The sequence below is a fragment of the Vogesella sp. XCS3 genome, assembly GCF_020616155.1.
GTDB lineage: Bacteria > Pseudomonadota > Gammaproteobacteria > Burkholderiales > Chromobacteriaceae > Vogesella.
Genome location: NZ_CP085530.1, coordinates 2,745,691 through 2,758,479 on the forward strand (window position 1 = coordinate 2,745,691; position 12,789 = coordinate 2,758,479).

Annotated in this window: 14 protein-coding genes; 7 read left to right on the plus strand and 7 right to left on the minus strand. The window is 67.7% G+C overall.

All coding sequences use genetic code 11. From position 1 onward, the window contains the following. Window positions 1-46: 46 nt before the first annotated feature. From LCH97_RS13105 to LCH97_RS13125, 6 genes are read right to left on the minus strand one after another with little or no spacing between them, the layout of a single operon-like run. Entirely contained in the window at window positions 47-796 is a 750-nt protein-coding gene (locus LCH97_RS13105) for a proteasome-type protease (RefSeq protein ID WP_227302079.1), read from the minus strand. Then, the gene (locus LCH97_RS13110) at window positions 793-1,587 is read right to left on the minus strand and encodes a transglutaminase family protein (protein WP_227302080.1); all 795 of its coding nucleotides are present in this window, start codon (window positions 1,585-1,587) and stop codon (window positions 793-795) included. The genes LCH97_RS13105 and LCH97_RS13110 overlap by 4 nt, the downstream gene beginning before the upstream one ends. Continuing rightward, on the minus strand, window positions 1,578-1,838 hold the full coding sequence (locus LCH97_RS18875; RefSeq protein WP_370630694.1) for an N-acetyltransferase family protein: 261 nt from the start codon (window positions 1,836-1,838) through the stop codon (window positions 1,578-1,580). Before LCH97_RS18875 ends, LCH97_RS13110 begins: the two co-directional genes overlap by 10 nt. Continuing rightward, entirely contained in the window at window positions 1,820-2,074 is a 255-nt protein-coding gene (locus tag LCH97_RS18880; protein WP_370630695.1) for an N-acetyltransferase family protein, read from the minus strand. The genes LCH97_RS18875 and LCH97_RS18880 overlap by 19 nt, the downstream gene beginning before the upstream one ends. Further along, on the minus strand, window positions 2,071-2,994 hold the full coding sequence (locus tag LCH97_RS13120; RefSeq protein WP_227302081.1) for an alpha-E domain-containing protein: 924 nt from the start codon (window positions 2,992-2,994) through the stop codon (window positions 2,071-2,073). Before LCH97_RS13120 ends, LCH97_RS18880 begins: the two co-directional genes overlap by 4 nt. Beyond that, on the minus strand, window positions 2,991-4,424 hold the full coding sequence (locus tag LCH97_RS13125; protein WP_227302082.1) for a circularly permuted type 2 ATP-grasp protein: 1,434 nt from the start codon (window positions 4,422-4,424) through the stop codon (window positions 2,991-2,993). The genes LCH97_RS13120 and LCH97_RS13125 overlap by 4 nt, the downstream gene beginning before the upstream one ends. 249 nt (window positions 4,425-4,673) lie before the next feature. Between LCH97_RS13125 and LCH97_RS13130 the strand changes: the two genes are divergently transcribed. The 3 genes from LCH97_RS13130 to LCH97_RS13140 all read left to right on the plus strand — a co-directional run bounded on the left by LCH97_RS13130 (window position 4,674) and on the right by LCH97_RS13140 (window position 8,645). Further along, complete coding sequence (locus LCH97_RS13130; RefSeq protein ID WP_227302083.1) at window positions 4,674-6,260, plus strand: GGDEF domain-containing protein; 1,587 nt, start codon at window positions 4,674-4,676, stop codon at window positions 6,258-6,260. 109 nt (window positions 6,261-6,369) lie between these two features. After that, window positions 6,370-7,116, plus strand: coding sequence for an SDR family NAD(P)-dependent oxidoreductase (locus tag LCH97_RS13135; RefSeq protein WP_227302084.1), 747 nt, complete (start codon window positions 6,370-6,372; stop codon window positions 7,114-7,116). Then, on the plus strand, window positions 7,113-8,645 hold the full coding sequence (locus tag LCH97_RS13140; protein ID WP_227302085.1) for an FAD-binding domain-containing protein: 1,533 nt from the start codon (window positions 7,113-7,115) through the stop codon (window positions 8,643-8,645). The genes LCH97_RS13135 and LCH97_RS13140 overlap by 4 nt, the downstream gene beginning before the upstream one ends. An 88-nt stretch (window positions 8,646-8,733) precedes the next feature. On the opposite strand, the gene LCH97_RS13145 is transcribed toward LCH97_RS13140, so the two are convergent. Continuing rightward, a complete protein-coding gene (locus LCH97_RS13145) occupies window positions 8,734-9,336 on the minus strand; it encodes an FMN-dependent NADH-azoreductase (RefSeq protein ID WP_227302086.1) in 603 nt (200 codons plus the stop codon). Window positions 9,337-9,457: 121 nt separating this feature from the next. Here LCH97_RS13145 and LCH97_RS13150 point away from each other — a divergent pair, with 121 nt between their 5' ends. The 4 genes from LCH97_RS13150 to LCH97_RS13165 all read left to right on the plus strand — a co-directional run bounded on the left by LCH97_RS13150 (window position 9,458) and on the right by LCH97_RS13165 (window position 12,770). Continuing rightward, a complete protein-coding gene (locus tag LCH97_RS13150; RefSeq protein ID WP_227302087.1) occupies window positions 9,458-10,396 on the plus strand; it encodes a LysR substrate-binding domain-containing protein in 939 nt (312 codons plus the stop codon). 42 nt (window positions 10,397-10,438) lie between these two features. Then, window positions 10,439-10,588 (plus strand): DUF2256 domain-containing protein, encoded by a 150-nt coding sequence (locus LCH97_RS13155; RefSeq protein WP_227302088.1) that lies wholly within the window; start codon window positions 10,439-10,441, stop codon window positions 10,586-10,588. Continuing rightward, window positions 10,585-11,862 (plus strand): DASH family cryptochrome, encoded by a 1,278-nt coding sequence (locus LCH97_RS13160; protein WP_227302089.1) that lies wholly within the window; start codon window positions 10,585-10,587, stop codon window positions 11,860-11,862. The genes LCH97_RS13155 and LCH97_RS13160 overlap by 4 nt, the downstream gene beginning before the upstream one ends. A 116-nt stretch (window positions 11,863-11,978) precedes the next feature. Next, entirely contained in the window at window positions 11,979-12,770 is a 792-nt protein-coding gene (locus tag LCH97_RS13165; RefSeq protein ID WP_227302090.1) for a DinB family protein, read from the plus strand. Window positions 12,771-12,789: the final 19 nt, after the last annotated feature.

Sequence of the window (12,789 nt, forward strand, 5' to 3'; positions counted from 1 at the left end):
GCAAGCCATTCGGCTTGCCCTTGTTGTTTTGGCGTACGACGACTGCTCAGTCTGCGCCGTCGCCGTCCTTGAACCACAGCGCGTCCGGCAGCTGGCCGAACACCTGGCGCAGCCCCTCGCCCCAGCCCTGGCGCAGCTGCAGGAAGTAGGGGTCGTCTTCGGTCACGCGGTGGCGCGGTGCGAAATCGAAGTTGTCACGCTGCTGCCACAGCAGGTCGATGGGCAGGCCCACCGACAGGTTGGAGCGGATGGTGGAGTCGAACGAGATCAGCGTGCATTTGATGGCCTGCGCCAGCGGGGTGCGGTGGCTGATCACGCGGTCCAGAATGGGTTTGCCGTACTTGGCCTCGCCGATTTGCAGATACGGGGTATCCGGCGTGGCTTCGATGAAGTTGCCCTGCGGGTAGATCTGGAACAACCGTGGCGGCTCGCCGCGGATCTGGCCGCCCACCAGGAAGCTGCAGCTGAAATCCACGCCCTGCCCTTGCGTACTGCCGTTGCCGTCGCGGGCCAGTACTTCGCGGATGGTCTTGCCCACCAGCTCGGCGGCTTCGTACAGGCTCTTCACCGTGTGCAGGTTGGCCGCATCGTGCGCCAGCCGGCTTTTCAGCAGGCTGACCACGCTCTGCGTGGTGGCCAGGTTGCCGGCGTTCAGCAGCACGATCTGGCGCTCGCCCGGCACGGCGATGACGTTCATTTTGCGGAAAGTGGCCACGTGGTCCACCCCCGCATTGGTGCGCGAGTCCGATGCAAAGATCAGCCCCTCGTCCAGTACCATGCCTACGCAATACGTCATTGCTGGTCTGCCTCCGAAACCCGTGCATGCGCCTGCAGCGCTTCGCTGCCGCCACCGCGGCGCACGCCGCGTACCGGGCTGGCGTCGCTGTAGTCCAGCCCCACGGCCAGCTTCAGGTGGTGGCGGTCGGGGCGCTTGCGGTTGCTGATGTCGAAACCCAGCCACTGTTCGCCGGCATACACTTCTGCCCAGGCGTGGCTGGCCACGTGCGTATCGCGGTCGCTCAGCAGGTAGCCGCTGACGTAACGCGCCGGCAGGCCCAGGCTGCGGCAGGCCGCGATAAACACATGGCTGTGATCCTGACAGACGCCCGCACCCAGCGCCAGCGCCTGCGCGGCGGTGGTGGCGGCGTGGGTGATGTCCTGGGTGTAGGGCATGGCGTCGGCAATGGCCTGCATCAGCGCGGCGAGGCCCGCTTCAGGGTTGGCCGCGATGGCGTCGGCGTGGGTGGCGGCCAGCGCCCGGATGGCGTCGTCCGGCTCGGTGAGCGTGGTTTCGCGCAGGAAGACCGGCGCCGGCAGCACTTCAGGTTGGTCCAGCCAGTCGTCGCAGGTTTCCACCACGCCGCGCGCTTTCAGGCGGATTTCGCTATGCGGGGTGTCCAGCGTCAGCACGTGCAGGATATTGCCGTAGGCGTCGGTGCTCTCGCTGGCGGCTACCGGCAGTTCCAATTGCCAGCTCACCACGCGCTGGTGGCCGCTGCTGGCCGGGGTCAGGCGCAGGTACTGCGTGCTGTGGCTGACGGTGTCGTCGTAACGGTAGACGGTTTCGTGGTCGATGGTCAGTTGCATGATGCCTCCGCAAGGTCTCGGGTAAGGGGGAGCTGCCAGTAGGCCACGTCCAGCCAGCGGCCGAACTTGCGGCCAACCTGCTCGAACAGTGCAACCTGCTTGAAGCCCAGGGTACGGTGCAGGCCGTCGCTGGCCGGGTTGGGCTGCGCCACACCGCCAATCACGGTATGCAGGCCCAGCACGGCCAGGCGGCGGATCAGCTCGCGGTACAGCAGCTTGCCCACGCCCTGGCCTACCGTGGCCTGGCGCATGTAGATGCTGCTTTCCACTGCGTGGCGTAGGCGTAGCCCAGCATGTCGCCGCCGGCTTCGGCCACCAGCCACGGCAAGCCCTGGGCCTGCGTGTTGGCGATGCGTTCGGCCATTTCGCTGACGGCCACCGGTTTTTCCTCGAACGAGATGGTGGTGTACTCGATGTAGGGGTTGTAGATGGCGCAGATGGCGGCCGCATCGTCCGGTGTGGCCTCGCGGATCAGTAACTCACTCATGCTGCCTCCAGATACGCCCCGTGAATGGCGTCGCCCAGCTCGTGTATCTGGCTGAGAAACTGCGTGAGATAGGTATGCAGGCCGTCGTCCAGGATGATGTCGATCTGGCCGTAGCTCATCTCGGCGTGCAAGGTGGCGGCCAGGCGTTTGGCACGGTGGCCGGTGTCGCCCTTGATGCGCGGCAGCAGCTCGGCGATTTCATCCATGCAGGCACGCAGCGAGCGCGGCACGTCCGGGCGCAGGATCAGCAGCTCGGCCACGCGGCGCGAGCTGAGCGTGTCGCGGTACAGCTCGTGGTAGGCCTCGAAGGCGCCCAGCGAGCGCAGCAGCGCGCCCCACAGGTAGAAGTCGGCGGCACTGTCTTCGGCGGCGTGGCCCACCAGGTGCGATTTCACGTTGATCAGGCGTGCGGTGTTGTCGGCACGCTCCATGAAGGTACCCAGGCGGATGAAAGAAAAGGCGTCGTTACGCTGGATGGTGCCGTAGGTGGTGCCGCGGAACAGGTGCGAGCGTTCTTTCACCCAGTCGAAAAAGCCGGCCAGCGGGCGGCCGTCCAGCGCCATGTGGCGCGCTTCCAGCCAGCTGGCGTTGATGCTTTCCCACATCTCGCCGGTGATCTTGCCGCGTACGGCGTGGGCGTTTTCGCGGGCGTATTTCAGGCAGTTCACGATGCTGGCCGGGTTGGCCGCATCAAAGGTCATGAAGTGCATCACGTCGCCGGCGGCCAGCTGCGGGTGGCGCGCGCGGCAGGCTTCCAGCGCGCCGGTGGTGGCCAGCGCGGCGCTGATGTCGGCGCCACCACGCGATTGCGGCAGCAGCGACAGGCTGTGGGTTACGTCCAAGAGGCGCGCCAGGTTTTCGGCGCGTTCCATATAGCGGCTCATCCAGTACAGCTGGGATGCGGTGCGCGAGAGCATCATGATTGGTCCTCCAGAATCCAGGTGTCCTTGGTGCCGCCGCCTTGCGACGAATTCACCACCAGCGAGCCTTCTTTCAGCGCCACACGGGTCAGGCCGCCGGCCACCATGCTGATGTCGCGGCCGGACAGCACAAAGGGGCGCAAGTCGATGTGGCGCGGGGCGATGCCCGATTCCACAAAGGTGGGGCAGGACGACAGGCACAGCGTGGGCTGGGCGATGTAGTTGCCGGGGTCGGCGATGATGCGCTGGCGGAAGTCTTCGATCTCGGCCTTGCTGGCCGCCGGGCCGATCAGCATGCCGTAGCCGCCGGCGCCGTGGACTTCTTTCACCACCAGCTCGTGCAGGTTGTTCAGCACGTGGTCCAGCTCGGCCGGGCGGCGGCACATCCAGGTGGGCACGTTTTGCAGAAGCGGCTCTTCGGACAGGTAAAAGCGGATCATGTCCGGCACGTAGGGGTAGATCGATTTGTCGTCCGCCACGCCGGTGCCGATGGCGTTGGCCAGGATCACGCCGCCGGCGCGGTACACCGACAGCAGGCCGGGCACGCCCAGCATGCTGTCGCCACGGAAGGCCAGCGGGTCGAGGAAGGCGTCGTCGATGCGGCGGTAGATCACGTCCACCTGCTTGTGGCCGGCGGTGGTGCGCATGTACACCCGGTTGTGTTTCACGAACAGGTCCTGCCCTTCCACCAGCTCCACCCCCATCTGCTGCGCGAGGAAAGCGTGCTCGAAGTAGGCACTGTTGTGGTGGCCGGGGGTCAGCACCACCACGGTGGGGTTATCCACCGCGCTGGCGTGGCGCAGCGTATTGAGCAGCAGCGTGGGGTAATGCTGCACCGGGGCCACGGCGTGGCTGGCAAACAGCTCGGGGAACAGCCGCATCATCATCTTGCGGTTTTCCAGCATGTAGGACACGCCGGACGGCACGCGCAGGTTGTCTTCCAGCACGTAGAAGTTGCCGTCGCTGTGGCGGATCACGTCCACGCCGGTGATGTGCGCGTAGATGCGGTGCGGCAGGTCCAGCCCCTGCATGGCCGGCTGGTACTGGCTGTTGGAAAACACCTGCTCGGCCGGAATCAGCCCGGCTTTCACGATGTGCTGTTCGTGGTAGATGTCGTGCAGGAAAGCGTTCAGCGCGGTAACGCGCTGGCGCATGCCGGCTTCCAGTGTCTGCCAGTCGCTGGCGGGGATGATGCGCGGCACGGTATCGAACGGAATCAGCCGCTCGGCGCCGGAATCGTCGCCGTACACGGCAAAGGTAATGCCCACGCGGTGGAACATCAGGTCGGCCTCGGCACGTTTGCGCGCCAGGGTTTCTGGCGGCTGCGAGTGCAGCCAGCGGGCAAAGTCGCGGTAGTGCGGGCGGATGCCGCCGCTGTCGAGCAGCATCTCGTCGTAGTGGCCGGACTCGGGTAGGGTCAGGGCATGCATGGCACTCTCCAGCTATCGTGATCACGGTGTATTCAGCAAGCGCTGTGCCAGTCGGTGTGGCCTTGCCAATGGCTTGCTGGCGTGCGGTTTGCACAGTAATGAGGCATGCACGAAGACGGGTTGCATGCACGTGTCGTACTGGTGCGCCATGCCCCGTAATGGCTCATTTGCGCGGCAGGTAGAGTGTGGCTTGCCGCCAGCACGGTCCTGCTCGTATATTGCGGGCAACCATTTATCGAAAACGCCACCATGGCCCCCACCCCCTCATCTGATGCTGTCGCCGACGACGCGCCGGCTACCGCAGGCTTCTACCATGCGCTTTCGCCACGGGTATTACTGGCCGGCGGCGCTGCCCGTTGGCCGCTGATCCTGGGCTGGCTACTGTCGCTGGGCGCCAGCCTGTGGTTGGGGGTATTGCAGCTGTACGGTGGCTGGTACGGCTTTGAGGTGAAAGCCGGCGAGCTGACTTTCCTGCTGAGCATTTACCCGCCGCTGACCATCAGTACGCTCTGGGTGCTGTGTTTCGGTTACGCCTGGGGGGCCTCGTTGGCTTACCTCACTACCTTCATGGTGGGCTTGCTGTCCGGCCTGAGCCTGGGCTGGGCCATGGTTTTCGGGCTGGCCAACCCGCTGGGGCTGCTGGTGATGGCGCTGGTGTACCAACAGGTACGCGTGAGCTTTCTCCCGCGCAGTGTGGCCGCCCTGATGTTTTTCGTGTCCATCAGCTTTGTTTCCGGCATTGCCAGCGCTACCGGCTCGTTTATCTGGAGCTACTACAACAAGCTGTCGGCGCTGGGAGCTTTCCAGGCGTGGCAAGGCTGGTGGGCAGGCAATTTCCTGCAGACGGTGACGACCTGTGCCCCGCTGCTCTACCTGTTTGCCCCCGCGGTATTGCGCTGGCGCGAGCGCCACTGGCCTAGCCGGATGAGCGAGGCCCGCTACCGCTGGGTATGGTTGGCCGCATTGTCGTCACTGGCCGGCGTCATCGCCTTTTTGTGGCTGTCGTTTGTGCTGGCCGACCGCAGCGTGATGGCCATGCCCGGCGCCGCCGAGCAGCAATGGCAGCAGCGTGCCCTGCTCTACCGCGACTCGGCCCGCTCGGTGTACTGGGTCATGTCGGTGCTGCTGTTTGCCATGGTGTTTCTGGGCTACCGCTTCCTGACCCAGCGTACCCGGCAGCTGCACCAGTCTGCCGCCCGGCTGGCGCAGCAGCGCGACCTGGCCCTGCGCCGCCAGCAAGAGGCAGAAACAGCGCGCAACGCACTGCACCAGCTGAATGTGGAGCTGGCCGCCCGTATTCACGAGGTAGAAGGCTTGCAGGTACAGCTGCGCGAGCAAGCCAGCCGCGACCCGCTGACCGGCCTGCATAACCGCCGCTATCTGCATCAGCAGCTGCCGGTATTGTTGCAGGCGGCGCAGCAACAGCAGCGCCGCCTGTGCGTGCTGTTGCTGGATCTTGACCATTTCAAGCAGGTAAACGACCGCCACGGTCACGCGGTGGGCGACGCCGTGCTGCGCCTGTTTGCCGCCGAGCTGGCCGCCATCGTGGCGCCTGGCGACCTGCTGGTACGCTACGGCGGCGAGGAGTTCCTGCTGGTGATGCCGGCGGCGGACGAAGCCCGCGTCGCACAATTATTGCCGCAGCTGCAGGCCGCGCTGGATAGCAGCCAGCTGCGTGTCGATAGCGGCGCGCTGGTGCCGCTGGCTTTCTCGGCCGGTGTAACCTTCGGTAGCGGCCGGCAAGACAGCGAAGACGACTTGCTGCTGCAGGCGGACGCCGCGCTCTACCAGGCCAAGGCGGCTGGGCGGCGCACCTGGCGCGTGTACCAGCCCTAGCCTGTCGCCGCGAGCGACTACTGGCGGCCAAGCTTTGTGCAGGTGGCCATATCGATTCAAGCCATTTCTGTATATGATTTGTATTGTACAAATTAAACAGAGCATGGCCATGCAAACCATCTGGATTACCGGCGCCAGCGGCGCCATCGGTAGCGCGCTGGCGCGGCGCTTGTCGCCCGGCCACCGCCTGGTGCTGAGTGCCCGCCGCGAAGACGGGTTGGCCGCACTGGCCGCCAGCCTGCCCGGCGAGGTACTGGTGCGCCCGCTGGATACACTGGACGCCGCCGCGGTGCGCGACACGGTGGCCGGCCTGGCCGCCGATGGTGTGGCGCTCAGCGGCCTGGCGCACTGCGTGGGCAGTACGCTGATCCGCCCGCTGCACCTCACCGCCGAAGACGACGCCTGGCAGCTGATGCAGCACAACTGGCTCAGCGCCGTGCACGTGCTCAAGGCTTTTGTGGCTGCGGCGCTCAAGCACAAGCAGCCGGCCAGCGCGGTGCTGGTGGGCTCGCTGGTGGCGCAGGCCGGCTTCCCCAATCACGAAGCCATCGCCAGCGCCAAGGCGGCGGTGGCAGCGCTGGCGCAAAGCACCGCCGCCAGCTACGCCGAGCGCGGTATTCGTGTGAACTGCGTGCACCCGGGGCTGACGGTGTCGGCACTGTCGGCGCGGCTCACCGGCACGCCGGAAGCCATCGCCCGCAACGCGCAAGCCAACCCGATGCAGCGCGTAGGCCAGGGTGACGACAGCGCCGCGCTGATCGCCTTCCTGCTGTCGCCCGAGGCCGGCTGGATTACCGGCCAGAACATCGGCGTCGATGGCGGCCACGGTGTGATTCACCCACTGCCCAAGGCATGAGCTATAGCGTTGTCTGGTTCAAGCGCGACTTGCGCCTGGCCGACCACGCCCCGCTGTGCGCCGCCGCCGCGCGCGGCCCGCTGCTGTGCCTGTACGTGGTGGAGCCGGGGCTGTGGCAGCAGCCGGACGCCTCGGCGCGGCAATACCATTTTCTGCGCGAAAGCCTGCACGACCTGGCGGGCCAGCTGCGCGCGCGCGGCCTGCGGCTGTACGTGGCGGTGGGCGAGATCGCCGAGGTGCTGACGCAGCTGTACGTCCAAGCGCCGTTTGACGCGCTGTTTGCCCACGAGGAAACCGGCAACGACTGGACCTACCGCCGCGACATCGCCGTGGCGCGCTGGTGTGCGGCCAACCGCGTGCAGTGGCGCGAATGGCCGCAGTTTGGCGTGGTGCGTGGCGGCCTGAACCGCGACCATTGGCAGCCGCAGTGGGAAGCCTTGATGGCCGCCCCACTGCTGCCGGTGCCGGCGCTGCAACAGGTGGCGCTTAGCTGGCCGCCGGTGCACCTACCGGGTGCAGCGGCACTGGGTTTGGGCGACGGCGACGCGCCGGGCCGCCAGCCCAGTGGCAGAACGGCAGCGCTGGCGGTGCTGGACGATTTCCTGCTGGATCGCGCCGCGCAGTACCGTGGCGGCATCTCGTCGCCGCTGTCGGCGCCCAGCGCCTGTTCGCGTTTGTCGCCGTATCTGGCGCTGGGGTGCATCTCGATGCGCGAGGTGGTGCAGGCCAGCCGCGCCATGCTGGCGCAGCTGCACGGCGAGGGTGCCGCCAGCCGGCGCACGGCGGGCATCCGTGCCTTCATCAGCCGCCTGTACTGGCACTGCCATTTCATCCAGAAGCTGGAAAGCGAGCCGGCACTGGAATGGCGCAACCTGCATCGCGGCTACGACGGCCTGCGCGAAAACGACTGGGACGAGGCGCGCTTTGCCGCCTGGCGCGACGGCCGCACCGGCTGGCCGCTGGTAGACGCCTGCATCGCCATGCTGCGCCACACCGGCTGGCTGAACTTCCGCATGCGCGCCATGCTGGTGTCGGTGGCGGCTTACCCGCTGTGGCTGCACTGGCGGCCGGTGGGGCTGTGGCTGGCGCAGCAGTTTGTCGATTACGAGCCGGGCATCCACTGGAGCCAGCTGCAAATGCAGTCCGGCACCACCGGCATCAATGTGCCGCGCATCTACAACCCGCTGAAGCAGGCGCGTGAGCACGACCCGCACGGCCGCTTTGTGCGGCAGTGGCTGCCGCCGCTGCGCCGCGTACCCGACGTGTGGCTGTTCGAGCCGTGGCGCATGCCGCCCGACATCCAGGCGCGCTGCGGTGTAGAGGTTGGCCGCGACATTCCGCAGCCGTTGGTGGACGTGGAGGCTGCCACCCGCGAGGCCAAGGCGCGGCTGTTTGCGCTGCGCGGCCACCCCGAGGTACGCGCCGGCAAGGCCGCCATCGTGGCGCGGCACGGCTCGCGCAAGCGCGGCGAGACGCGTGGCAGCCGTCGCCCGCCCGCTACCCCCGGCCAACTGAGCCTGGATTGGTAAGGTGCGCGCCGCCCCGTTGGCCGCCCGCATAAAACAACACGGCCGCGCCCTGTTGCCAGGGGCGGCCGTGTTAGTCGGTACGGAATGCTTAAGCAGCGGCGATGGCGGCTTCGGCAGCGGCCAGGGCGGCTGCTTTGGCATCCGGGCCCATCGCCACGCCTTCAGCGCGCACGAAGGACACGTCGGTGATGCCCAGGAAGCCCAGCACGGTCTTCAGGTAGTCTTCCTGGAAGTCCATTTGCTGGCCTTGCTCGTTGCTGTACACGCCGCCACGGGCCGACACCACGTACACCTTCTTGCCACCGGCCAGGCCAACCGGGCCGGTTTCGGTGTACTTGAAGGTGCGGCCGGCTACGGCCACGCGGTCGATCCACGCTTTCAGCTGCGACGGTACGCCAAAGTTGTACATCGGGGCGCCGATCACCAGCACGTCGGCGGCCAGGAATTCGGCGATCAGCGCGTCGCTGCGGGCGGCTTCGGCTTGTTGCAGCGCGCTCCAGTCGGCCTTGTCGGTAAAGGCGGCACCCAGGATTTCGCCGGACAGATGCGGAATCTCGTTGGCGGCCAGGTCGTGGTAGGTCACCTGTGCGCCGGCGTGGCGGGCGGTCAGGCTGCTAACCAGCGCCTGGGTCAGGCCGCGGGATACCGAGTTGGTGGCGAGAATGCTGGAATCGAGGTGCAGGATGTTCATGGTGCGGCTCCGTTGGGGGTGTGTGCCGCACGCTGCGGCGATGGGTGTACTGTAAATCTGCAACCAATCTCGCACTAGACGGCTAGAATCGGATTCATTGTTCCACTGGCGAGACAATGTGATGCAAGACCTCAACGATCTGCTGTTTTTTGCCAAGGTGGTCGAGCACGGCGGCTTCAATGCCGCCAGCCGCCAGCTGGGCGTGCCCAAGTCGCGGCTGTCGCGCCGCGTGGCCGAGCTGGAAGCGCGCATCGGCGTGCGCCTGCTACAGCGCACCACGCGCCGGCTGGCGCTCACCGACGTGGGCGCGCAGTACTACCGCCACTGCCAGGCCATGCTGGCCGAGGCCGAGGCGGCCGAAGAAACCATCGCCCGCCACACCGCCGAGCCGCGTGGCCTGGTGCGCGTCAGCTGCCCGGAGCTGCTGGCCAAGACGCTGCTGGCGCCGCTGCTGCCGGCCTTCATGGCGCGCTACCCGCAGGTGCGCATCGTGCTGGAAGTGACCGGCCGCCGCGTTGACCTGATCAACGACGGCATCGACGTGGCGCTGCGCGTACGGCAGCGGCTGGACGACAGCGCCAGCATCGTGGCGCGGCCACTGGCGCAAAGCGAAAGCGCGCTGGTGGCCAGCCCTGCGCTGATTGCGGCCCAGGGTTGGCCGCAGCACCCTGCCGCCCTCACCGCCTGGCCGGCGCTGGTGATGAGCCGCCCCGACGGCCGTGGCGAGTGGCCGCTGCTGGACGAAGTGGGCCAGCTCACCCGGCTGGATATCGCCGAACCGCGGCTGATGACCGACGACCTGCTGGTGCTGCGCGAAGCCGCCATCGCCGGCAGCGGCCTGGCGCTGCTGCCGCTGATGGTGTGCCACGACGCGCTGGCCGATGGCCGCCTGCTGCGCGTGCTGCCCGGCTACCGCACGCCGGACGGCATTTTGCACGCCGCGTTTACCGGGCGCCGCCACCTGATACCGGCGGTGCGTTGTTTTATCGATTTTCTGGTGGAGGCGCTGCCGCCGCAGCTGGCGCGCTGCGAAGGGCACGGCCTGCCCTTGCCCGGCTGAACAAGCACCGCAGGCGCCGCCACCGTTGCAAGGAGAGCAAGCATGAAAATGCGCAAGAAAGCCGATCTGCCCAGCAAGGTGTGCGCCGCCTGCGGCCGCCCGTTCAGCTGGCGCAAAAAATGGCAGGCGGTGTGGGACGAGGTGAAGTACTGCTCCGACCGCTGCCGCCATACGCGCAGGGGCGCAGCATGAGCGCGGTAGCGTACTGGTTCCGCCACGACCTGCGCCTGGGCGACAACCCGGCCTTGTGCCAGGCGCTGGCGCACGCTGACACCCTGCTGCCGGTGGTGTGCCTCGACGATAGCTGGCAGCCGCACTCGCCGTGGCCGTTTGCCCGCCTGTCACCGGCGCGGCAGCGGGTGCGCGCCGACGCCATCGCCGCGCTGGACGCCGCCTTGCAAGCGCGCGGCAGCCGCCTGCTGCTGCTGCACGGCGCACCGCAGCAGGTGTTGCCGCCGCTATTGGCGCGCCATGGCGTGCAGCGCATCGTGGCCGAAGACATCGCCGCTCCCGAGGAGCAGGCGCAGGTAGCTGCCTTGCGCCTGGCCGGCTTCGCTGTAGACACCGTATGGCAGAGCACGCTGCTAGACCCGGCCAGCCTGCCGTTTGCCCCTGCCGCGCTGCCGGCCAGCTTTACCGCCTTCCGCCAGCGGGTGGAAGCCGCCGCGGTACGCCCGCCCGCGCCGTTGGCCGCACCGGCCCGGCTGCCGCCGCCCCCCGCCGGGGTGGACTGGCCGCCCTTGCCGTTGATCGACACCCAGCCCGACCCGCGCAGCAGCCTGCCGTGGCACCTGCCGGCGGCGCACGCTGGCGAGGCGGCCGGCCTCGCGCATCTGCAGCAGTACCTGGCGCGCGACCTGCCCCGCACGTACAAGGCCACCCGCAATAGTCTGATCGGGCAGGACTACTCCAGCAAGTGGTCGCTGTGGCTGGCACTGGGCAGCGTGTCGGCACGCACGCTGTACGCCGCGCTGCAGGGCTACGAGGCACAGCACGGCGCCAGCGACGGCAGCTACTGGCTGTGGTTCGAGCTGCTGTGGCGCGATTACTTCCGCCTGCTGCACCTGCAGTACGGCGCCAGGCTGTACCGGGGCCGTGGCCTGCACGGCCAGCCGCCGGCACCGATGGCGGACGAGGCGTTTGCGCGCTGGTGCCAAGGCCGTACCGGCCACGCTTTTATCGATGCCGGCATGCGCGAGTTGGTCGCAACCGGCTATCTGTCCAACCGCCTGCGCCAGAACGTGGCCAGTTATCTGATTCACGATCTGGGCGGCGACTGGCGCGCCGGCGCGGCGTGGTTCGAAGCGCAGCTGGTGGATTACGACGTGTACAGCAACCAGGGCAACTGGCTGTACCTGGCCGGGCGCGGCACCGACCCGCGCGGCAGCCGCCGTTTCAACCCCGACAAGCAGGCCGCCGATTACGACGCCGACGGCGCCTATCGCCGGCTGTGGGGCACGCGCTAGGCACTGCGGCCAACCTTGGCGCTGCCAATAAAACCACAGCCCGCGAGCTGGCCGCTTGCCGTGATGGCGTTACTGAAAGTAATGTATCAATGTGATACGTTACTTAAGGAGCTGTTATGCACAACCGCTTTGACCAGTTTCGCCAGACCGCGCTGGGCCGCCAGCTGGAAGCGCTGATCGACCACCCGCAGCGCTACACCGAATACGCCGCGCTGTCGCGTGCCGGCCTGCCGGCCGTTACCGCCATCGTGCACACGCTGCAGCGCTGCTTTCCCGAGCTGGACGCCGACCAGAGCGCGCGCCAGTTCTGCGGCGCCATGGTGGGCGAGGTGATGCGCCGTCACGGCCACGCGTTGCTGCGGCCGCGCGGGCGGGTGCCGGGCGGCTACTTCAGTTACGGCGCGGTGTGGTCGCCGCTGCCGGTAGCGCGCGACTTTGCCACCCTGCTGGCCGAGCTGGCGGCGATGCCGCAGCGCGTGGCCGACAAGCTGGCAGCCATCCCGGCGGCGCGGCGCAGCGAACGCCCGGCTGGCACCGCCTTCAGCGCGCTGGAGCACGCCTGCCACCTGCGCGACCTGGACCGCGACGCCTTCCTGCCGCGCATCGAGGCCATGCTGGCCAGCCCGCTGGCCGAGCTGCACGGCGTCAACGGTAGCGAGTGGGCGCAGCAGCGCGGCTATCAGCAGCAGGACTTTGCCGCCGCGCTGGCCGGCTTTGCTACCGCACGCGCGGCCTTGCTGGCGCGCTTGCAAAGCTGTGGCGAGGCCGAGCAGGCGCGGGTAGCGGTGTGGGAAGGCCAGCGCCGGCTGACGCTGGCCGAGCTGGTAGCCGACATGGCCGACCACGACGCGACGCACTTGCTGGAAATCGACGAGCTGCTGCTGGCGCTGGACGGCGTGGCGGTGTGAGGCGGTGCGGCCAGGGTTG